We start from the raw sequence: 23,896 nt of genomic DNA on the forward strand, positions 1-23,896 counted from the left end.
GATATTTAATACTTCTGCGGTAACTACTGCTAATGCTGGTACTGACCAGGCTGAATGTGATAGAAAAACGCCATTCCAACTCGCGGCTAACCAACCGGTATCTACTGGTAACATTCCGCAGACTGGTAAATGGACGGTGATATACACTGGCACTAATACTGCTCCAGCTCCTACTCCTGCTGATGCCCATGATGCAACTGTTACTGTTGCTCCGGGCGATAGCGTAAGACTGGTATGGACTATCTCTTCTGGTGATTGTGCGGTAAGTACGGATACAGTGAATATCTATAACTATTCTGCTGTAACTACTGCTAACGCTGGTATTGACCAGAAAGAGTGTAACAAAACCACGCCATTCCAACTCGCGGCTAACCAACCAGTATCTACTGGTAATATTCCGCAGACGGGTAAATGGACCGTGATATACAATGGTACCAACACTACTCCAGCTCCTACTCCTGCTGATGCTTACAACGCAGCTGTAACAGTGGCTCCTGGTGATAGCGTGAGACTGGTATGGACTATCTCTTCTGGTAATTGTGCTGTAAGCACTGATACAGTTGCGATCTACAACTACAGTCAGGCATCGAAAGCTTATGCTGGTCTGGATAGAGAAGCATGTCAGAAGAAAGATACTTTCCAACTGAATGCTACAATCCCATTATCAACTGGTAACATTCCGCAGACAGGTAAATGGACCGTGATATACAATGGTTCTAATACAGTTCCGGCTCCAATGCCAGATACTGCTCATAATGCAGGTGTTTATGTACAACCTGGTGACAGTGCCATCCTTGTATGGACTGTTTACAGTGGAAATTGTGCAACGACATCTGACTCTATGGTCATCAAAAACTATACAGCTGCAGCAAACGCAGTTGCAGGTAATGACCTTAAAGAGTGTGAAAGAACTACCGCATTCATGCTGAATGCTACTCCACTGCCTAGCACCGGAACAATTCCTCAGGTAGGTACCTGGAGCGTGGTTTCATTCACCACTCAAACTGGTAATACAATACCATCTATCATCAATCCACATAGCCCTAATGCTGAAATCAATGTATTACCTGGCGACAGCGTAGTATTGAAATGGAAAGTAGAAGGCGGCATGTGTGCAAGTGATAGTGCGCAGATGTCTGTAGTAAACTACAAGAAAGCATCTGCTTCCAATGCAGGTATCGATACTAAAGTATGTTCTACTTCTAATGACTTTATCATGAGCGCCAACCAACCAGATGTAACAACTGCATTTGGTACCTGGACAGTGGTTTATGGTAACGCCATCGTAAGACAACCAAATAGTAATGTATCTCCTGTTTATGTTCCTGTGGGTGACAGCTCCGTATTACGCTGGACAATCCATAATGGAACTTGCGACAGCACCACCAGCCTTGTAACCCTTGTCAACTACAAAGGTGCAAGCAATGCAGTTGCGGGTACTAACCAGGAAAAATGTAACAGCAACGACGACTTTGTCATGGCAGCCAATCAGCCGGATGTATCCAGCGCTTTTGGTACCTGGACAGTAGTTTCCGGTAACGCTGTTATTCATTCTCCTAACGCTTATAACACCACAGTAACTGTGTTACCAGGTAACAGCGCGGTTCTTCAGTGGACTATCCACAACGGAAACTGTGCTTCTACCAGCAGCACTGTAAACCTGATCAACTATGCTTCAGCTGATAAAGCAGATGCAGGCCCTGACCAGACAGCATGTAACCAGACGGCTCCGTTCACGCTGGCAGCTAACAAACCTAGCGTAAGCACTGCTACCGGTATGTGGACTATTGTAAAAGGAATTGCATCCATTGATGATAAGACCGTTTACAATACCACGGTGACTGTTCAACCTGGCGACACAATCATTCTCAGATGGACTATCTCTAACGGTAATTGTACTTCTACCGAAGATGAAATGACCATCATCAACTACAAAAAACCTGTTGATGCCGTTGCCGGTCCTAATCAGGAACATTGCGATGACGCTAACTTCCAGATGCACGCAAGTGATCCGGGTGTAGCTGGCGCAATCGGTACCTGGATCGTAACCGGTGGCGATAAAACAAAAGTTAGCATCAGCAATGAAAATGATAAAGATGCTATCATCACTGTACAGGCAGGTGAAACTGTTCAGATGACATGGGTTGTAAGTAACGGTGTATGTAATGCTTCCAGCAGTAGCGTAACACTGATCAACCGCAAACCAATCCTGAACAACACCATCAGCAGTGATCAGACACTCTGTAAAACAGAAGCTGCTGCTGCCCTCACCGGTAATATCCTGACCGGCGGTAATGGTACTTATACCTACCAATGGCAGTCAAGCACCAGTGGCCCTGCAGGTCCATTCACCAACATCGGTGGCGCTACCAACGATACCTACCAACCTGGTATCATCGCAGCTAACACCTGGTACAGAAGACTGGTTACCTCTGGCGCTTGTATCAATAACATCAGCAATGTGGTTAGTCTGGTAGTAGTTACACAGAACCCTGTTGTAACCACAACGCCTCCTTCATTCACTACCGAATGCGTACTGAATAAAGACTACACTACCATGTTCGGCACACCGGTATTCAGCCACGCGCCTTATACCAACGAACAGCTGACCGTTACCTTCAGTGATGTAACAACTATCGTAAACGCTTGTACGAAAACAATTACACGTACCTGGGTTGCTATCGACAGATGCGGACTGAGTGTGAAAACATCTCAAACCATTACAGTAGTAGATACCAAAGCTCCTGTATTCAAAACCTCCGCTCCTGCTGACGTAACCGTTGAATGTGATAAAGTACCTGCCAAAGTAAACCTCATCGCTAAAGATGATTGCGGCGGAGATATCACTATCGTTCCGGTAGAAGTAAGAAAAAATATCCCTGGCAATTGTGCTAACAACTACCTGTTGATTCGTACATGGACCGCCAGAGATGCCTGCAACACAGGTGTAACATTAACACAGACAATTACGGTACAAGACAAAACCGCTCCGGTATTCACTATGCCTACTCCGGCTAATATTACCGTAGACTGTGATAAAGTACCAGCTGGTACCCCACTCACAGCAAGCGACAACTGCTCTGTAGGTGTAATTACTGTAATGCCTAAAGATTCAACAGTTCAGAAACCTGGTGATTGCCAAAGCAAATACACCATCTATCGTAAATGGACTGCTGTTGATGAATGTGGTAACGCTGCCAGCGTTCAGCAGATCATCAGTGTACAGGATACTACACGTCCAGTGTTTAGCATGCCTGCACCAAAAGATACCGTGGTAGATTGCGATAAGGTTCCAGGATGGCCTGTAATCAGCGCTGCTGATAATTGCACAGGTAACGTTCAGGTAATCACTAACTCGAAAATCGTTAAACTGCCAGGTTCTTGCAGCGGTACTTATATCGAAGTAAGAACATGGACTGCAACGGATGCTTGTAACAACATAGCTTCCATGCAGCAGATGATCACCGTTCAGGATACTATTAAACCAGTGTTTACAATCATGCCTCCTGCCGACACAACTGTGAGCTGCGACGCTATTCCTGCTCCAGATCCAAACGTGACCGCAACAGACAACTGTAGCTCCGGTGCAAGCCTGAAAGTGACAAGGACCATCACTACCGAAAAAGTACCTGGTGCTTGTGGTAACACCTACCGCATCATCAGAACCTGGACAGCTATCGATGCTTGTACCAACAAAACCGAAGTTCGCCAGGTAATCACCGTAGTTGATACCACACGTCCGGTAGTCATCGGCCAGCCAGCAGATATCACTATCTACTGTCAGGATAAGATCCCAGCACCTGTTTCACTCATCGCAACAGACAACTGTGATCCTAGCTTCCCTAAAAAAGCAACCTACAGTGAAGATCCTTATGTGAAAGACATCTGTAACGGTTATACCATCACCAGAAGATGGACTATCACCGACGCTTGTGGCAACAAGGCTAATGATGTGATCCAACACGTAATCATCAAACCTTGCGACAAACCACAACTGAGTCCAAATGTTCCGACAAACTGTTCTGACAATCCTAGAATAGTACTCACAAGTGTAGGTAACGTTACTCGTCCTACTTACACCCTGGTAGCAGTTACACCTTCAAACGCTGTAACTGGCCTGCCAATCACTCAGGCTAGCAACATCTTCAACCTGAACGGCGCAACAAGTGCTTCCTTCATCATCACCGACGGAAACACCGGCTGTTCTTCTGATACTGTTACCTACGCCCTGAAATACATCCAGAAACCTGTGGTTAACCTGGGCAAAGACACCACCATCTGCGGTGGCAACAGCCTGGTACTCGATGCAGGTGCTGCTAACTTCGGATACACCATCAAATGGTCTACCGGCGAAACAACACAACGTATCAACGTAACCAAAGCAGGTACCTACTGGGTGAATGTATCTAACGGTCAATGTGCTACTACTGACACCATCAAAGTTGGACTGATCCCAACACCACTGGTAGATATCCCTGATACTACCATCTGCCGCGGTCAATCAGTGAAACTGGATGCTTATGTAAATGGCGCTTCTTACCTCTGGAGCAACGGTTCTACCGCTTCTTCCATCCTGGTAAGCACACAGGAAGACTTCTGGGTGAAAGTATCTAAGAGCGGTTGTATCACCATCGATACGGTTAAAGTAAGCGTGAATCCTCCGCCAGACATTAGCCTGAGCCGCGATACCACCATCTGCCCTGACCAGTCTATCATGCTGACAGTTAACACTAACGGCGGACGTATACAATGGCAGACAGGTGAAACCAGCAACTCCATCATCGTCAGCAAACCTGGCGGATACTGGGTAGCGGTTAGCAGAGATAACTGCGTGGTACGTGATACAGTTAATGTAAGACTGAAACCAGAAATCAAAGTAGACCTGGGTCCTGACAGAAATATCTGCCCTGGATCCTCTATCACACTGGATGGTACTACAGCAAATGCCATCTCTTACCTCTGGAACGACGGCGATCCTAATCCAGTGAAAGCTATCACTGAAGCTGGTAAATACAAGATCGCAGTAATGGATAAATTCTGTCAACGCGTATACATGGATAGCGTGAAAGTAGCCGTGACAGGATTGCCAAAAGTAAACCTGGGTAACGACACGGTAATGTGTAAAGGTGAAACCCTCACACTCCGTGCTCAAGGAAGTGGTATCACTGCAGTACGTTGGGATAACGGTTCTACCGCTCCTTCTCTCAATGTTACAGAAAGCGGCAACTACACCGTAACTGTATTCAATGACTGTGGAAGCGCAACCGATAATATCACCGTAAACTTCACAGAATGTGAACCTAAACCACAATTCCCTAACGCCTTCTCTCCAAACGGCGACGGACGTAACGATGTATTCAGACCAGTGGTTCGCGGACCAATGTACGAATACGAACTGCGCATCTTCAACCGTTGGGGTGAACTGATCTTCCTCTCCTCTGATCAACACAGAGGTTGGGATGGTAAATACAAAGGAACTCCTGTGGATGTCGGAACATATGTGTGGTGGCTGACTTACAAGAAGTCTGCTAACGGAACGGCCAACGTCCTCAAAGGTGAAGTAACAGTTATCAGGTAATCCCCGATAACGGCCCATAAATCAAAAAGCCGTCTCTACTTAGTAGAGGCGGCTTTTTTTATCAAACATATCTGGTTCCATTTTTGTATATTTTTCGGGAGATGATTGTCGTAGATAATCCCACATTATCTGTTTACCATTGACCTGAATTCAGTAAATTCATTAACGAAATTTTGAGCTATGAAGACATACGAAACAGTTACCGAAGCATTACAGGATCTCCGCCAACGCGGATATACCCAGGATTTTAACATGCAGTTCGATTGTATCCAGGGAGCCGACGATAATTACAAACTCCATCCACAGGATTTCGAAATTGTAGAGACCTACCGTTTCGAAGGAAATACCAATCCCGCTGATGAAGATATTGTATACGCCATCTCAGCCAAAGACGGCACTAAAGGCGTACTGATGCATGGCTACGGCGCTTACAGTGAAGATATCTCCACAGACATGATCCGTAAACTCGGTAATAAATAAGACATTACCACTCAACATAATTCAGTCCTCTCACTTTGTGGGAGGACTTTTTTTATCCTATTTTAGCCCCTTTCAAATAGTTATGACGTTTATGCTGAAGCAATATGCCAGCGCACTGGCACTCACCATTACCTCCGCACTTTCTGTACAAGCCCAGCTGAAACCTAACCTGGACATCATTCCAAAGCCGGTTCACCTACAAGCCACTACAGGAAATTTTAACTGGAATGAACAAACGAAAGTTCATGCAGCTCCGGCTTTTAAAGAAGCAGCCACACTCCTGTCCTTTTCAGGAAAACCGCTCACCATCAATACCACCGCGCCTACGAAAACCGAGGCAAACTATATTTACATCCAGCAAGCTACTGCGGCCATGCTCCCGGATACAAATACCTACAGACTTAGTATCACTCCTAATAAGATCACCATCCTGGCTCGCAGCCGCGCCGCAGCGATTAATGGTATCCAATCACTGGTACAGCTGCAACTGCTGCAACCTGATACGTATCTCATCCCATGCGCCGAAATTGAAGACCAGCCCCGTTTTGGGTATCGTGGTCTCCACCTCGACGTAAGCAGGACCTTCTTCCCAGCCAGTTACATTAAACGATACCTGGATTTAATGTGGCTATACAAAATCAATACCTTCCACTGGCACCTGGTAGATGGCGCCGGCTGGCGCTTACAAATAAAACAGTTCCCGGCATTAACTGATACCGCCGCCTGGCGCTATGGTAATACCTGGAGAGAATGGGCAAAAAATCAACACCGCTATGCCAGCGAAGGTGATCCTAACGCTTATGGTGGCTACTATACACAAGACGAAGCCAGGGAAATTGTTGCCTATGCAGCAAAACGTGGTATCACCGTCATCCCGGAAATCGAAATGCCTGGCCACGCCGAAGAAGTATTAGCTGTATACCCTCAGCTGTCCTGCTCCGGCATTCCTTATAAAAACAATGAATTCTGTCTGGGTAATGATCAAACTTTCGACTTCCTCGAAAAAGTACTCCTCGAAGTAATGGATATCTTCCCATCCACCTACATACATATTGGTGGAGATGAAGCTAATAAAGCAGCCTGGAAAAAATGTCCGAAATGCCAGCAGCGCATTAAATCAGAACACCTTAAAGATGAAAATGAGCTGCAAAGCTATGCCATCAGAAGGATGGAGAAATTCCTGACCTCGCATCATCGTAAACTGTTAGGATGGGATGAAATCCTGGAGGGCGGACTCGCTCCTGAAGCCACAGTGATGTCATGGCGCGGCGAAAGTGGCGGTATCGCTGCTGCTAAAGAAAACCATGATGTCATCATGACGCCAGGCGCTTTTTGTTACTTCGACCATTACCAGGCAGATCCTGCCACACAGCCGGAAGCACAAGGTGGTTATCTGCCAATTGAAAAAGTATATAGCTATAATCCTGTCCCAGCTGAGCTTTCCGCTATGGAAGCCAAACATATTCTGGGCGCGCAAGCCAACATCTGGGCAGAATATATTCCTAATGAAAGTCACCTGGAATATATGGTCTATCCCCGACTCCTGGCCCTTTCCGAAGTAATCTGGACACCGCAGGAAAAAAGGAATTTTGCAGATTTTAAAACAAGACTACAATCTCAATACCTCTTACTGCAACGCCTAAACGTAAACTATTTCCGTCCTTCATATACAGTAACGATCGAGCCTAAGATCGACTACCAGCAACAGCAAACCACCATTGCTATGAATACCGAACAGTACAATCCTGTTATTCACTACACCATGGATGGCAGTATGCCAACTGCTAACGCGCCCGTATATACGAAACCGTTTTCCTTCAAAGGCTCTGCAACCATTACAGCTGCCGTATTTCAGGACACGCTACTGAAAGGAACACCAGCTGTAATGCGTGCGGATTATCACAAGGCCATCGGAAAACCTGTGATTTATAATCTTCCTTACAGTAAAAGCTATCCGGCAAAAAAAGAAGCCACTTTAACAGATGGCTACCGAGGAACTGTTTCCTATGGAGATGGACTCTGGCAAGGCTTTGACGTGAAAGATATGGATGTTACCATCGACATGCAAAACAAAGAAAAGCTACAATCAGTCAGTGTCAATTTTATGCAGCTGACGGGTGTAGGTATTTATATTCCTGCCTTTGTGGAAGTAGCCGTTTCTGATGATGGCGTCAACTTTACGCAGGTACAACATATCGATAATGATGTTCCTGAAACACAGAACGCGCTTACTTTTAAGGCCTTCAACTTCAACCTCGAAGGCCGTCAGGCAAGATATATACGCGTGAAAGCCAGGAATGCACAACATGGATTTTTGTTTGCAGATGAAGTAATTGTTTATTAAGAAACTTAGTTTTTGCAGATAAAAAAAGCGGAGATCAACCATGTGTTGATCTCCGCTTTTTCTTTTTAGAAAGATATTTATTTCATCAGTTGCTGAATCTTCTTACTCAACTTATAATCCACCATTCCGTTGAAGTTATTTTGTATGCTACTGCTACCTTTCAGCGGTTCCAGACCAGCGGCTCCGAGCGATTCTGCACGAGCACTAACTGCACTTCTGAATGTACCTGCGTTAAGGAACTTCGCCACTGCTTTCAGGTTAGCATCATTTACAATATCACCCCATGGTACGTTTACATAGTCTGTTGCCTGCGCATTCGGATCAGGAGCTATACCAGAATAGTAGCCGCCGGAGTTGTTGGCATTGGTAGTGGCAAAATTGATCGCATACAAATCTGCCAGGTACTTTTTAGTATGTGTACTGTCGTACATAGAGATGTTGAAGTCAATAAAACCAACTGGTTTACCGTAAGTCGTATCACCTACCAGGTGCACATTCATATACGGGCGAAGGTTGTTCAATGTCAACTCACTTGCGGAAGCAGTATTCCTGGAAGTGATGAAGAACACATTGCTCAAATTAAATCCACCCAATGTAGTCGGGAAGTTTACCACGGTTTCCAGCCCGATCTGAGCAGCATTTGCCTGCATCACATCGTTGTACTTATAATTATACATCACCTTACCTGCCGCTGTGGAAGGTGCAATCAGGCTATCCAGGTATTCAGCCGTAGTAACAGCACCACCGCCATTATAGCGGAGATCCACGACCAGGTTATTGATACCAGCAGCTTTAAATTTGCTGAAAGCATTATCTATAGCAGTTTTGGTAAAGGTGGCCTGACCGGAAGAATTGATTACACTGGAGAATGTATATAATACAAAGTATCCAACTTTATTGGTACCAATATTCAATACGGAGTCAAATGCTACCGGATTCACATTGTAGGTAGCCTGATTCAGCGTAATGGTCTTGGTGCTGCCATCAGGTAATTTAAAACCTAAAGTAACAGAAGCTGAATTCAGAATGGAGTTATAGGCTTGCTGTAGGAAAGCAGTTGTATTCTGGAAGGTGCTATTACCATTGATAGAAGTAATTTCCCAACCACGGGTAACGCCAGCTTGCCCTGCAGGACTATTTTTATCTGCATAAAGTACGAAGATGCGCAAGTTATTATTGGCATCTAATACTGGTGTATATTCCATACCGATATCTCCATTGCTGGCGGATACGTAGGTAGTTGCAGATACGCCGTTAATCAGTTTGTTGGTCAGCACACCAGTGCGGTCCAGGAAGCTGTAACGGTCGTAAGGATTTTTTGTATCCGGGTTAATGGCATATCCTTTCATGGCAGTCAGCAATGCATCTGCAGTGCTGTATTTGGCGTCCAGTGGATTAAGAGAAGGAACCGAAGTATACCAGAAGTAAGTGGGTAAACCAGCGGTTTTGTTGCGACCACCGTCGCCATAAGATACCTGCATGATGTTGTACATGAGGTATTTCAGCGAATCTTCTGCCGAAAGTGCGGTGGTGCCACCACCATTGCCGCCATTACCACCATTACCAGAAGGGTCTGTTTTGAGGTCTTTTTTGCAGGAATAAGTCAGGGTAATAACACTGGATACCAGCATCAGCCTGACTGCCAGAGTGCGTATTCTTTTATGCATAATAACGATTATGGCTATATGAAATAAAATATCCGGGTTGATATTATTTGTGCGTAGCCAGGATTTGTCTGGTCCAGAAGTCTTTTGGGTAGAACAGGTTTTCCATTCCAGGACCATTTAAACCATTACGCATTCCGTTGTGCGCGCCTGCAGGAGGAGCTTTCCCTTCTTTCTCAGCGGCCGCTATGGCTGCCATGCGCTCTTTCTCCTCTTTTTCTTTTGCTTTACGATCGTCGCGGTTGAGTGCATTTACTTTAAATCTGTAGGCGATCGGTTTATCGTTGCCGTAAGTAATTCCCATATAGGATAAAGGTATAGCCAGCTCGCAGATGAGGTTTCCCTGATCATCCAGCGATGCTGCTGACAGGATATTCTTATCATTTTTCACAGGCAGAATACCATCAGGTACTCCAACGAGTCCTTCTACACTGATCTGTTTTGCATTCTGTAATACGCTTCTCCTCCACTCTACAGAATTACGCTGGTTTTGGGATTCAACAACTTCCGGTGCATCTTCTCCCAGAATAGGGAAAGTAACAGAGGATACCGCTTTTTTCTTTCCGGTCGGATTTACAGAAAACGTAAAACCCGCTCTCATTATTTTCATCTGGTTTTGTGCATCCGGCGCACTTATTACAACATAAAGATTATTGGAATCGTTCGCTATAACGTAAAAAACTTTTGCATCATTATTATAAAAAGACAGCGGCTTTGGCCACTCATTGGCCTTACCGTCTATGTGAATATTAGCCGGCACCCATTTATTGACATCTTCATCCTGCGCCATGGCGATTGTAGAAATAAATAATCCGGCAATCAAACCCGCACCGGCAAAAATTGACTTTCTGATTTTCATTTTAGTGTAGCAATTATTTTTGCCTTCAAGATAGCTATTTATAGACAAGGTACACAAAAACATTTTCCGGCCGCCAGGGACTCGATGAAAAGGCGGGAAATCCGGTCGAATAATCCGTTTAGTCCTGTCGTATAAAAAAAAGCGGTACCTACTCAGTAGATACCGCTTACGTATATGATTACCAGTTATTAATACAATAACCTGGTTTTGATCGTATGTTTTACGTTTCTCAATAATGCCAAAGCATCCTGTGAAAGTTTAGTATCCACGTCCAGCACCACATAACCAATTTGTTCATTCGTTTTCAGGTACTGACCCAGGATATTGATTTTGTTTTCGGATAATGCGGTGTTGATCGCAGACAATACACCCGGCACGTTTTCGTGGATATGCAGGATGCGATGTGTATGCTCAATTGCTGGAACGCTGATAGCCGGAACGGTATGAGAACCAAAGCTGGCGCCTTTTTCCAGGTAGTTGAGCAGCTTACTGCTGACATCCAGCCCGATGTTATGTTGCGCTTCTTCTGTACTGCCACCGATGTGCGGTGTAAGGATCACGTTAGGCAGTTTTTGCAGCGGAGTAGAAAATGCTGCGCCGTTTTTCTCAGGTTCTACCGGGAATACGTCGATGGCTGCACCAGAGATCTGGCCACTTACCAACGCTTCTTTCAGCGCATCCAGGTCTACCACTTCTCCGCGGGCATAGTTAATAAAGATTGCACCTGGCTTAACATAAGACAGCGCTTCCGCACCAATCATATTTTCTGTAGAACGGCTGGACGGTACGTGCAGGGAAATGATATCTGCTTGTCCAAACAGGTCTTTCAAAGAACGGATCTGCGTGGCATTACCCAATGGCAGCTTAGTTTCTACGTCATAATAGATAACGTTCATACCTAACGCTTCCGCCAGTACGCTCACCTGGGAACCGATATTTCCGTAACCAACAATTGCCAGTGTTTTACCGCGAAGCTCATAACTACCTTTGGCTTCTTTCATCCAGATGCCGTTATGGGCCGCAATGTTTTTATCGATAATACGACGAATCAACATGATCGACAACCCGATTACCAGTTCAGCTACCGAACGCGTGTTGGAGTATGGCGCATTAAATACGGCCACACCTGCTTCCGTAGCGGCTTTCAGGTCTACCTGGTTGGTCCCGATACAAAAACAACCAATCGCTTGCAACTTCTTCGCTGCGTCGAGTACATTACGTGTAATCTGTGTCTTCGAACGAATGCCTAAAAGATGTACATCCTTAATTTCTGCTATCAGGTCTTCTTCGCTCAGCGCGCCCGACAACTTACGTACCGAATAGCCTGCGTTGGTGAATTCCGCAACAGCGGCATCGCTGATGTTCTCCAACAATAAAATGCTAATCTTCTCTTTCGGATAACTTGTCAATTTCTGCTGATCCATAGTATTATATAAAATTATATGTATATCCTTTTCATGCAATTGGCTTAATAATTGCTGTTTTGCGGGGCATTAACAAAGCACAAACCTACTAGATGTTTACGAATTTTCAAATACTGAACCTTTCGAATTCGATTTTATCAAAAAAATAAGGGTTGCGTTGCTATTTATTCAAGTACTTATTGGTTTTACCCTTAAAATAGCGTTAAAAGACAATGTTTGGGAGATTTTTATTTGGTAGGCTTTAACATTGATGAGTATTTTCGTGTTTTGTATTATTTAGTTCGGGAGAAATTTAGCGTTAAAGAGTCACATTACACTTCTAATGAAGCGATTGAAAGCAGCAGGCATACTCATTTTTGCGGGGGTTGTCATTATAACGAGCTGTCAGAGTACAGCAGCAAGAAAAGCAGCAGAGAGAAATAAAACGGCATCAGATACTACGCTGTATACGATAGGGCTTACGGCAGCCGAAAGAGAGGCAATTCTGAACTCGCCCCGCACCGCCCAGATACAACAGGAATTAAATTACTTCTATAATAATAAATTCCTTCGTACCGGTTTTAACGGCGCCATGATAGTGGCCCGTAAAGGTGTCATCATTTTTGAAAAATACCACGGCTTGGAAAACTTCCGGACTAAAACGCCGATCGTTGACAGCTCCTCTTTTCAGATGGCATCTGTGTCCAAAACATTTACAGGGGCAGCAGTATTATTTCTGGCAGACAGAGATAAACTTTCCCTGGATGATCATCTTCAAAAGTTCTTTCCCGACTTTCCTTACAAAGGTATTACCATACGCATGCTGCTAAGTCACCGCAGCGGATTACCGAACTACCTTTATTTCTGCGATAGCCTGTGGAAAGAGCCTTCCCGCTATATGACCAATGATGAAGTCATACAGCTGATGATTAAACATAAGCCTCCTATCCAGCATCAACCTGGTACGCATTTCCAATATTGCAATACCAACTACATGCTGCTGGCATCTATCATAGAAAAGGTTACCGGTGAGAAATATGCAGCTTTTATGCAAGACTCTATTTTCAAGCCTTTGCAGATGCATAATACCTTCGTATATGATCCTTCCTCTCCTGTTAGAGCGCATCAGACACAAAGCCATAAATACAATGGCCAGCCTGAACCTGATACTTACTTCGATGGCGTCATGGGCGACAAAGGCATTTACAGCTCTGCTCAGGATATGCTCAAATGGGACCAGGCTTTATACAGCGGTCATTTTCTTAAACCAGAAACATTGAAAGCTGCTTATACACCATATAGCCATGAAAAACCAGGCGTACGTAATTATGGGCTTGGTTGGCGCCTGATGGTATATCCAGACAGCACCAAAAATATTGTTTATCACAATGGCTGGTGGCATGGAAACAATACAGTTTTCTATCGCTTTGTACAGGATTCTACCACGCTGATTATTCTTGGCAATAAATATAACCGCGCGATTTACCAGGCAGTAAAACCAGTGCGTGAAATCCTCGGCCATGGCGATGGTGAGGAAGCTGGTGAAGAATAAACATTCGTATTTTTTCTGAAAATGCAGCGAGGTACCACACACCTGATACCTTCGTTCGCAGTTTAAAAAACACAGCTTTGAGAATTGCTGAAAGAATTTTGACACTAATAAAAAAGGGTAGCGCTGCTACCCTTTTTTATTGCTTTAACATTACTATTATACAGGTACGGTAATGAATTCGCAAAACAATATATCTTTTGAAGTTGATTACAATCCATGTTTCCTATTCGGTAAAACATTATCCCTACTCCAAATAATTTCCCCTGTAAAAGGATGACTACGAACAGGGCATTCCGCTTTTAAACAGTAATGACAACAGATCGGAATGCAAGGGTCCATATGTATAAAAAATTCTACTTCACTATTCCCAAACTCTTTATTCACCAGCACTTCCACCTTTTTCATTTCATCGTGTGCTTCATTTAATTCGAGGTAATATGGTAAGGTAATATGGCAGTCGATATGATAGTTATTTCCGTACTGCTGTATGCGCATATTATGTACATCAATCCAATTAGGATTTCTGTTTTTAGAAAGAATTTCAATGACGCGGTCTACAGATTGCATATCGGTTTCGTCCATCAATCCGGAGATAGATCGACGCATCAGTTTATAGCCATTGATGAGGATCAGCAATCCCATTACAACAGATACTGCAGGATCCAGCCATGACCATCCAGTAAAATGAATAACCAGTAAAGCGACTATCAGTCCGGCGCTGCTATAAACGTCTGTCATGATGTGCTGCCCATTACCAGTGATGGTAATACTATTCAGTTTTTTTCCTGAACGGCGCAGATATAGTCCGAGCAAGAGATTGGCAATAGTGGTGGCACCCAGCAACCAAAGGCCGGATTCCATTTTCTGCAGTTCTTTTGGGTAGATGAAATACTGCCCGGCTTTCACCAGGATCAGGATGCCCGCAAAGAAGATCATCGCACCTTCAAACCCAATACTAAAGAATTCCACCTTACCATGTCCATAGGGATGGTTTTCATCTTTGGGTTTACCGGCCAGGTAAATACTATAACTGGCAAAAGCGCCAGCTACCACGTTGATAATGGATTCGAGGGCATCCGATAAGATGGCAACAGAATGAGTCATCCCATAAGCAAGGAATTTCAAGGCAGTAAGTAAGAAGCTCACCACCAATGAAATCAGGATGACACGTAACTCTCTTTTTAGCAATGGTTCAGATTTTTTGCAAATGTAAACAGCGAAGGTAAACAAATTGTTATATCCCGGTTTCGCACATAACTATTCTTTCGAAATCTCCGATCTTAATATATGCATTTACGTTAGATTATTAATCAGGATAAATTTAGTTATGGAAGACAAACATGTGATTACAGAAGAAATATTTTCACTGTACGAAAAACATGGGCATCAAGCTTATGGCGAGGATGTCACCATGCTGATGCATATGATGCAATCAGCGCTGATAGCGGAGCGTACCGGCTTCGATAATGAAATGGTGCTGGCAGCATTTCTGCATGATATCGGACATTTTTTTGAAGGAGAAGATCAAATGGAAGGTTATGGCACTATGGCACATGATGCGCTGGGACAACGATTTCTAAGAGAGCGTGGTTTTCCGGAGCAACTAGTAAAGTTGGTGGGTAGCCATGTGCAGGCCAAGCGTTACCTGACATTTTCGGACAGCGCGTATTACGATACCTTATCAGCAACTAGTAAGAAAACATTGGAGTATCAGGGCGGCCCTATGACTGAGGAAGAAGCAGCTGCGTTCCATGCGGACCCGTTATTTCACCAGTATATACAATTACGTATCTGGGATGATATGGGCAAGGAAGCAGATATGGCGGTAACGTTGGAAGATATTTCACGCATGAAGGCGCGAATGTATGAATACCTGACCTTACAGCAATAATTAAAGCCACCAGGCTTATGGCCTGGTGGCTGCTTATAATATTAAACCCCTAAACCTTATTGAGCATCGCCTTCAGGTTTGCTTTCGGCAACTTTAGGCTGTTCTTTGTTCTCCTTAGGTTCTTTAGGCGCTTTCTCTTTCTTCTTAGCTGTTTTTGGAGCGAAGATGGCGATCATACGCTTACCTTCCATGGTAGGCATACCTTCAAGACCACCTACTTCTGCCAGTCTTTCAGCGAATTTCAGCAGGATCAGCTCACCACGTTCTTTGAACATGATAGCACGACCTTTAAACTGCACATAAGTTTTCACCTTGTTACCGTCTTTCAGGAATTTCTCCGCATGTTTAGCTTTGAAATCGAAATCGTGATCGTCGGTATTTGGTGTAAAGCGAATTTCTTTCACTTCACTTTTGTGCGCGTTTGCCTTCATTTCCTTTTCCTTCTTCTTCTTTTCGTAGAGGAATTTGTTATAGTCAATGATACGGCAAACAGGGGGTACTGCATTTGGGGAAATTTCCACAAGGTCCAATTGTTGCTCTTCTGCCATGCGCAGCGCATCCTCGGTCCTGTAAACACCTACCTCAACGTTTTCGCCTACAAGTCTAACCTCAGGCACACGGATCATCCGGTTGGTGCGGTGTTCTTGTTGTTGCTCCCTGCGGAAGTTAGGGTTTCTACCCCGGTTGTTGTTGTTAAAACTTGGTTTGGGTCTGTTTTGCATTAAAAAAATAAAAGTTAAATAATTAATTGCCCGGTGTCCATGGTCCACAAAGAAAATCCATGGACCAGAAACAATTTTTTGCAAATTTAATGTGAAAATCTTTAGCAATAAACATACCTGAAAATGGTTATGTTCATCTACTTATATTCTTTTTTTCCACATCTGTGAACGATTATTCAAATGGCTTTCTGTTCACCACTTCTTCATTCACAAGACTGATAAACTGATCGAGGTTCATAGTACCCAGATCACCTTTAGCCTGGCGGCGAACAGCAACGAGATTATCTGCTGCTTCTTTTTCGCCTAATACCAGCATGTAAGGGATCTTAGCCAGCTCTGCCTCACGGATCTTTTTACCGATTTTCTCGCTTCTGTCGTCGATCTCAGCACGAATGTCTGCTTTTTTCAGCAGATCTGCCACTTTTTCCGCATACTCCTGGCTTTTGTCGGAGATTGGCAGGATTTTCACCTGGGTAGGTGCCAGCCACAGCGGGAATTTACCTCCACAGTGTTCGATCAGTACGGCGATGAAACGTTCCAGTGAACCAAATGGTGCACGGTGAATCATTACCGGACGGTGTTTTTGGTTATCTGCACCGATATATTCCAGTTCAAAACGCTCAGGGAGGTTATAATCCACCTGGATGGTACCCAGCTGCCATTTACGTCCCAGTGCGTCTTTCACCATGAAATCCAGTTTAGGACCATAGAACGCTGCTTCGCCGTATTCTACTACGGTAGGCAGGCCTTTTTCCTTTGCTGACTCGATGATCGCACTTTCCGCCAGTTCCCAGTTTTCTTCGGTACCGATGTATTTGCTGCGATCCTCTTTATCGCGCAGGGAAACCTGCGCAGTATAGTTGGTAAATCCAAGACTGTTAAACACGTACAGTACCAGGTCGATCACTTTCATGAATTCTTCCTTCACCTGGTCCGGACGGCAGAAAAGATGCGCATCATCCTGCGTAAATCCTCTTACGCGGGTGAGACCATGCAGCTCGCCGTGTTGTTCGTAGCGGTAAACGGTTCCGAACTCGGCAAAGCGTACTGGTAAATCCTTGTAGGATTTAGGAGATGCTTTATACAGTTCGCAGTGATGCGGACAGTTCATTGGTTTCAGCATAAACTCCTCACCTTCTTCTGGTGTGGTAATAGGTCTGAAACTATCTTTTCCATATTTCTCGTAGTGACCGGAAGTCACATAGAGATTTTTATTACCGATATGCGGTGTAACTACCGGCAGGTAGCCAGTGGCCATCTGTGCATCCTGGAGGAAGCGTTGCAGACGTTCACGGAGCAGGGCGCCTTTAGGCAGCCACATAGGCAGGCCCAGACCTACTTTTTCAGAGAAGGTGAAGAGTTCCAGTTCCTTGCCCAGTTTGCGGTGGTCACGTTTTTTAGCTTCTTCCAGCATAGTCAGGTATTCTTCCAGTTCTTTGGCGTTCGGGAAGGTGATACCATAAATGCGGGTCAGCATTTTATTGTTTTCATTACCACGCCAGTAAGCGCCGGCAATGTTGGTCAGTTTGATCGCTTTGATGAAACCGGTGTTAGGAATGTGAGGGCCACGGCACAGATCAGTGAAGCCGCCTTGTGTATAGAAGGTAATGCTACCATCCTGCAAGTCGGTGATCAGTTCCAGTTTGTACTCATCTCCTTTTTCGGTGAAATATTGCAGGGCATCAGCTTTGCTGACTTCCTTACGGGTGTATTCGCTGTTTTGTTTTGCCAGCTCCACCATTTTGGCTTCGATCTTTTTAAGATCTTCCTCCGTAATGGCACGACCACCCAGGTCGATATCGTAATAGAAACCGTTTTCAATTGCAGGGCCTATACCCAGTTTTACGCCAGGGTACAGCGCTTCCAGCGCTTCAGCCATAAGGTGGGCTGAAGAGTGCCACATGGTAGACTTGCCATCCGTATCCGTCCACGTAAGTAACTGCAGATTCGCATCCGTCGTAATAGGACGGGTGGCGTCCACAACGTCCCCGTTTACCTTTGCAGCCAATACCTTACGCGCCAATCCTTCGCTGATGGATTTGGCGATGTCCAATGCAGTTACGCCAGCTTCATACTGTCGCACCGCGCCATCTGGAAAAGTGATATTTATCATACGTTATTCTAAAGTATCCAATTTTTTAGCAGATACTGTGTTCCTTTTAAATAGGTTGCGAAGTTAAGCAATACCTCTTGGTTTTTAACCAAACTCTTGCAGAAATTGCAAATTATCATTTTTAAACTTAGGAGCTAACAGGTTAATAGTAACCACAATATCTCCGAAAATAAGGTGCAGCACGGCAATTTCGCAGCAGTTGCGTCAAGAAGAATATTCTTTTTTCGCTATCATATAAAATGTTCATGTACAGCTTGCCCCCGCCACAGGCGGGTGAACAAGTGCTTTTCCAGGAGGAAGCACCAGCTCTCCTAAAAAACTGCCGGAGATTACTATTTATAAATTAACGAATCGTTCGTAGATCCGCACTCCAACATTTTCTCCCCAAAATAAGGATTTATAATCTTCTGCGTTTCACTCAGCCAATAAGCACCCTTATCATCAAAGGCCATCGGACAAAACTGATGATATACCGTATGCCCTTTGTAACCTGTAGCCTTGATCAGATCATATAACATATCCGAAATCATCTGGAAAGAAGCCCTTTTGCCTTCAATATCCTGCTCCCCCTGCAAACCAGTCAGCTCGGCGCTAATACTACCAGTGATACCGGTAACATTGCCCAGGCGGGAGCTATCCATCTGCAATAATTGCACCGGCAAGCTGTCTATATGCAATTTTAGCACTTCAGCTGCCGCACTGGCTGCTGTAGCATTAGATCCTGCAAATGCGGCAGAAAGCTGATAGTAAGCGCCCATCACCTGATGCAGGGAATCATAATAAATATCACTATAAGGCGCTTGTAAGGCTCCCGAGGCAGCAACAACAGTATTTTCCGTACTTTTTTCTGTACCCTGATTATGACAGGAAAAAAGGCTGGCAGACAATATCATGGCTCCAAATGGGAGAAATATTTTTAATTTCATCTTTTCTAATTTGTTAAACAAAACTAAAGAATTGTATTCATAAGGATTATAATCTGATAATTATCCTTATAATCAGTAACTTTGCACGTTTTATTCAACCTTTGTATTTGTATTTTTTATGTTGATCGCATTACAGGACATAACATTTGAGTTTGGCTCCAGGGTGATTTTGGAAGATTCCTCCTGGCATATTGAACCCGGCGACCGTATCGGCCTGATTGGCTTGAATGGAACGGGTAAATCTACTTTGCTGCGCATCATCAATGGCGAATACTCTGTTTCCAAAGGAAGTGTCAATAAAAGTAAAAACCTCAGCATCGGTTTCTTCAACCAGGACCTCCTGAGCTTTGAAACAGATGAATCCATCCTCACAGTAGGTATGATGGCCTTTGGTAAAGCCTTGGAGCTGGAAAAAGACATCGAAAGAATCACCAAAGAACTTGAACACAACCAGACTGACGAACTGCTGAATGAATTTAGTGATAAATTACACGAATTCGAAGCACTCGACGGTTATAATATGAAACACAAGACCGCCCAGGTATTGGAAGGTCTCGGTTTCAGCACAGCAGACCTGGAACGCCCATACAGCCAGTTCTCCGGAGGTTGGCGTATGCGTGTGCTTCTCGCACGACTCATCCTCCAACAACCGGATGTACTCATGCTCGATGAGCCGACCAACCACCTTGACCTCCCATCCATCGAATGGCTGGAACGCTACCTGATTGGTTATAACGGCGCCGTAATCATCGTTTCCCACGACCGATTCTTCCTCGACCGCATGGTAAATGGTATCGTAGAAGTTTACCAGCAACAGTTACATCACTATGCTGGTAATTACGAAGATTATGAAGTAGAAAAGGAACTGCGTCGTGAAATGCAGCAACGTGCCTACGAAAATCAGCAGGACTACATCCGCCAGCAGGAAAGGTTTATTGAACGATTCAAAGCGAAAGCCTCTAAAGCCGCACAGGCACAGAGTATCGCTAAGCGCCTCGATAAGTTGGACCGTATCGAACAAGTAGATGGCGGCCCTTCCAAAATTCGTATCAACTTCACCGTTGAGAAAATGCCTGGAAAAATCCTGGCTACACTGACCGATATCAGCAAAAGCTTTGGTAACAACATCGTTCTTAAAAATACAGGTGCAGAGATCAACCGCGGAGATAAAATCGCTCTTATCGGTGCAAACGGTAAAGGTAAGTCTACCCTACTCCGCATCATTGCCGGTACTGAATCTCACGAAGGTGAACGTACGCCTGGACATAACGTTGTAACCAGCTTCTATGCACAGCACCAGCTGGAATCCCTGGACCTCAATAGCGAGATCCTGGACGAGCTGAAAAATGCAGGCAGCGGTAAAACAGAATTGGAACTGCGTCAGCTGTTAGGCTGCTTCCTTTTCACCGGCGACGACGTATTCAAAAAGATCCGTATCCTCTCCGGTGGCGAAAAAGCACGTGTAGCCCTGGCAAAAACCATTATCAGCCAGGCCAACTTCCTCATGCTCGATGAGCCTACCAACCACCTTGATATGAACTCTGTGCAAATGCTGATCGATGCATTAGCCAAATATGAAGGTAGCCTGGTACTCGTTTCCCACGACCGTTATTTCGTAAGTCAGACGGCCAACAAAATCTGGGAAATCGTAGACGGCGAAATCAAAGAGTTTAAAGGTACCTACGCTGAATGGGAAGAATGGAAAAAACGTATGGCAGCTAATCAGCAAGCCCAGGAGAAAGAAAAAACCGCTCCTTCTCACGGTAATAACGTTGCCGCAGATACGAAAAAAGAAACCAAAGCAGAAACTGCAGCTCCTAAAGGCGCCATCAATAAAGATGTGCAACGAGAACTGCAGAAACAACAAAAACAATTTAGTAACCTGGAAGGACAGCTTGCAAGTCTCAAAGCCCGCAAGGCCGACCTGGAAGGGAGCCTGGGTAACCCAGACATCTACGGCGATAAAGATAAATTTGCTTCCGTGGAAAGTGAATACAACGATGTACTCAAATTCCTTGATAGAGCGAACCAACAATATGAAGAGCTTTTTGAAAAAATCATGAAGCTGGAAGCATCACTGATGAGCTAATGCCTCCTCCATACCCCGGAAACAGCTGCTACGCAGGCATCTCCGGGGTATATCATCTCACAAAAACAAACATTTTCATGCAAAAAATTCTTGTAGTAGAAGATGAAGTGAAAGTTGCCAACGCTGTAAAAAAAGGATTGGAAGAAAATGGTTTTGATGTTGACGTAGCCTATGATGGCCGTATGGGCAAAAGCCTTGTCAATAGTAGCAATTATGATCTCGTCATCCTCGATCTGAACCTCCCCCACAGCAATGGTTATGAACTTTGCGAGGTGATACGACAAAAAAATATCCGCATTCCCATCATTATGCTGACAGCCCTTGGCGGCATGGATGATAAAATGCAAGCCTTTGAATTAGGCGCGGATGATTATCTCGTAAAACCATTCGACTTCAGAGAACTACTCGCCAGAATACGCGTATTCCTCAAACGTGCCGGCTCAGAGACCTCTCAAAGTACCCAATATAAAATCGTTATCGGCGACCTTGAAATAGACAGAGAAAAAAAAGAAGTAAGTCGCAGCGGAAAAAAAATAGCCCTTACCGCTAAAGAATATCAGCTGCTGGAATTCCTCGCCCTGCATAAAGGAAAAGTTATATCCAAATTGACTATTGCCGAAAAAGTATGGGACATCGACTTCGACACTGGTACCAATGTAATCGAAGTTTATATGAACTTCCTCCGCAAAAAGATTGATAAAGATTTCGAAAATAAACTCCTGCATACCAAAACTGGTATGGGTTATTATCTTTCTGAAGAATAGCCAACATTGAAGATTAAGTATAAAATAGCGCTTTATTATACCGTATCAGCAACGCTGATGCTGATGATCTTTGCTGTGCTGGTATATTACTTCTCTTCAAAATCCAGGAAAGCCGAATACCTGGAACGTCTCGAATATCGCGCAAGATCCATTGCCAATGTAATTATTGAAGATGGTCATGTGAAGGTAGACCTCCTTCGAAAGCTGGACCGTACCACGTTCCAGGATCTTTACAAAGAAAGCATTCTCGTATATAATACCAACTACGATCTTCTTTACAGTAACCTGAAAGATACTACCATCCGTACGCACCGCAGCCTGCTGGATTACATCAAACTCAACAAGACCTTTAGTTACGAAAAAGGTAGCGGAGAAGAAGTAGGTATTTATTATACAGAAGAAAATGTATCAGTTATTGTAATAGTATCTTCCTTTGATAAATACGGATTTCAGAATCTCCAGAACCTGAGTCGTATCCTGCTCCTGGAGCTAGCCACCGCCGTTCTGGTATTGGTGGGTGCTGGTTATTTCTTTGCAAGAAAAATGGTAGAACCCATTGATAAACTAGTGAAGGAAGTTGATAGTATCAATGCCAATAACCTGCAAGACAGAGAGGTGGCGGTGCAGGGAAGAGATGAAATCGCGAAGCTGGCGGTGAACTTTAATACGATGCTGCAGCGCCTCAGCGATTCATTTGACCTCCAGAAAAGTTTTGTAAGCAACGCCTCTCACGAACTGCGTACTCCCCTCGCCTCCATTATCAGTCAATTGCAGGTAACGCTTTCCAAAGAACGCAGTGCAGAAGAATACCAGAGCGTTTTAACTTCTGTACTCGAAGATGCAGAAAGTTTGACCGACCTTACCAATGGCCTTTTACAGCTGGCACAGTCAGAAATGAAGGAACAGGAATTTGTGTTTGGTGATGTAAGAATAGATGAACTACTGATGGACATGGCGAATCTGATACGTCTCAAACAGCGGGAAAGTAAAATAGATATACAATTCAATAAATTCCCCGATAATGATTTGTTGGTGACTTGTTTCGGTAATGAAAGTTTACTGAAAGTACTGTTCATCAACCTCGTCGATAATGCCTGCAAGTTCAGCAAAGACAATACAGCACACGTTTTTATCGATTTCTACACCCAGTACATTATGGTACAGGTAAAAGATAATGGCATAGGTATCCAGCCGGAAGAAATCAATAAAATTTTTGAACCCTTCTACCGCGGCCTGAATGCACAGAAGGTTCGAGGCCATGGATTAGGATTATCTATCTGTAAAAAGATTGTTCAGATACACAATGGACATATAACGGTTACGTCTACCCCAGAAGAAGGTACTACCTTCACTGTTATTCTTCCGCACCTCTGATACCGGCTATAGAAAAGGATTATAGCTCCCCTATTATCTCCACTACCACTACATACTAATTCAATTTTAATATCTTTTTAATTCTCCTTAAAGGAGCCTTTAATTTCGCTTTAAGAGTTTTGTAGGCTGAAATAAAG

15 protein-coding genes are annotated in these 23,896 nt (G+C 44.3%); 8 read left to right on the forward strand and 7 right to left on the reverse strand.

Annotated elements, in window-relative coordinates; translation table 11 throughout:
• The 3 genes from ACE38W_RS12170 to ACE38W_RS12180 all read left to right on the forward strand — a co-directional run.
• A partial coding sequence (locus ACE38W_RS12170) for a gliding motility-associated C-terminal domain-containing protein (RefSeq protein WP_375831184.1) occupies positions 1-5,578 on the forward strand: 5,578 nt, incomplete at its 5' end.
• Between the two features lie 180 nt (positions 5,579-5,758).
• On the forward strand, positions 5,759-6,058 hold the full coding sequence (locus tag ACE38W_RS12175) for a phosphoribosylpyrophosphate synthetase (protein ID WP_375831186.1): 300 nt from the start codon (positions 5,759-5,761) through the stop codon (positions 6,056-6,058).
• 91 nt (positions 6,059-6,149) lie between these two features.
• Entirely contained in the window at positions 6,150-8,402 is a 2,253-nt protein-coding gene (locus tag ACE38W_RS12180; RefSeq protein WP_375831188.1) for a family 20 glycosylhydrolase, read from the forward strand.
• 77 nt (positions 8,403-8,479) lie between these two features.
• Here ACE38W_RS12180 and ACE38W_RS12185 read toward each other — a convergent pair whose 3' ends face one another.
• The 3 genes from ACE38W_RS12185 to serA all read right to left on the reverse strand — a co-directional run bounded on the left by ACE38W_RS12185 (position 8,480) and on the right by serA (position 12,349).
• Positions 8,480-10,069: a S41 family peptidase gene (locus ACE38W_RS12185; protein WP_375831189.1), complete on the reverse strand. Its 1,590-nt coding sequence runs from the start codon at positions 10,067-10,069 to the stop codon at positions 8,480-8,482.
• A gap of 43 nt (positions 10,070-10,112) precedes the next feature.
• Positions 10,113-10,925 (reverse strand): hypothetical protein, encoded by an 813-nt coding sequence (locus ACE38W_RS12190; RefSeq protein ID WP_375831190.1) that lies wholly within the window; start codon positions 10,923-10,925, stop codon positions 10,113-10,115.
• Positions 10,926-11,113: 188 nt separating this feature from the next.
• On the reverse strand, positions 11,114-12,349 hold the full coding sequence (gene serA, locus ACE38W_RS12195) for a phosphoglycerate dehydrogenase (RefSeq protein ID WP_375831191.1): 1,236 nt from the start codon (positions 12,347-12,349) through the stop codon (positions 11,114-11,116).
• A 322-nt stretch (positions 12,350-12,671) separates the two neighbouring features.
• Here serA and ACE38W_RS12200 point away from each other — a divergent pair, with 322 nt between their 5' ends.
• On the forward strand, positions 12,672-13,880 hold the full coding sequence (locus tag ACE38W_RS12200; RefSeq protein WP_375831193.1) for a serine hydrolase domain-containing protein: 1,209 nt from the start codon (positions 12,672-12,674) through the stop codon (positions 13,878-13,880).
• 207 nt (positions 13,881-14,087) lie between these two features.
• Here the strand turns inward: ACE38W_RS12200 and ACE38W_RS12205 are convergent, their stop codons facing one another.
• Positions 14,088-15,068 carry a cation diffusion facilitator family transporter gene (locus ACE38W_RS12205; RefSeq protein ID WP_375831195.1) on the reverse strand — a complete coding sequence of 327 codons (981 nt, stop codon included), beginning with the start codon at positions 15,066-15,068 and terminating at the stop codon, positions 14,088-14,090.
• Between the two features lie 139 nt (positions 15,069-15,207).
• Between ACE38W_RS12205 and ACE38W_RS12210 the strand changes: the two genes are divergently transcribed.
• Positions 15,208-15,771, forward strand: coding sequence for an HD domain-containing protein (locus tag ACE38W_RS12210; protein WP_375831196.1), 564 nt, complete (start codon positions 15,208-15,210; stop codon positions 15,769-15,771).
• A gap of 56 nt (positions 15,772-15,827) precedes the next feature.
• On the opposite strand, the gene infC is transcribed toward ACE38W_RS12210, so the two are convergent.
• From infC to ACE38W_RS12225, 3 genes are all read right to left on the reverse strand, one after another.
• The gene (infC, locus tag ACE38W_RS12215; RefSeq protein ID WP_375831197.1) at positions 15,828-16,493 is read right to left on the reverse strand and encodes a translation initiation factor IF-3; all 666 of its coding nucleotides are present in this window, start codon (positions 16,491-16,493) and stop codon (positions 15,828-15,830) included.
• A gap of 172 nt (positions 16,494-16,665) precedes the next feature.
• Entirely contained in the window at positions 16,666-18,606 is a 1,941-nt protein-coding gene (thrS, locus tag ACE38W_RS12220) for a threonine--tRNA ligase (protein ID WP_375831199.1), read from the reverse strand.
• 332 nt (positions 18,607-18,938) lie between these two features.
• Positions 18,939-19,532 (reverse strand): DUF3347 domain-containing protein, encoded by a 594-nt coding sequence (locus tag ACE38W_RS12225; protein WP_375831201.1) that lies wholly within the window; start codon positions 19,530-19,532, stop codon positions 18,939-18,941.
• 118 nt (positions 19,533-19,650) lie between these two features.
• On the opposite strand from ACE38W_RS12225, the gene ACE38W_RS12230 reads away from it, so the two are divergent.
• From ACE38W_RS12230 to ACE38W_RS12240, 3 genes are all read left to right on the forward strand, one after another.
• A complete protein-coding gene (locus ACE38W_RS12230; RefSeq protein WP_375831203.1) occupies positions 19,651-21,621 on the forward strand; it encodes an ABC-F family ATP-binding cassette domain-containing protein in 1,971 nt (656 codons plus the stop codon).
• 77 nt (positions 21,622-21,698) lie between these two features.
• Entirely contained in the window at positions 21,699-22,385 is a 687-nt protein-coding gene (locus ACE38W_RS12235; protein WP_375831205.1) for a response regulator transcription factor, read from the forward strand.
• Between the two features lie 6 nt (positions 22,386-22,391).
• Complete coding sequence (locus tag ACE38W_RS12240) at positions 22,392-23,759, forward strand: sensor histidine kinase (protein ID WP_375831207.1); 1,368 nt, start codon at positions 22,392-22,394, stop codon at positions 23,757-23,759.
• Positions 23,760-23,896 lie beyond the last annotated feature (137 nt).

The organism is Chitinophaga sp. Hz27 (genome assembly GCF_042263525.1).
Classification (GTDB): Bacteria; Bacteroidota; Bacteroidia; order Chitinophagales; family Chitinophagaceae; genus Chitinophaga.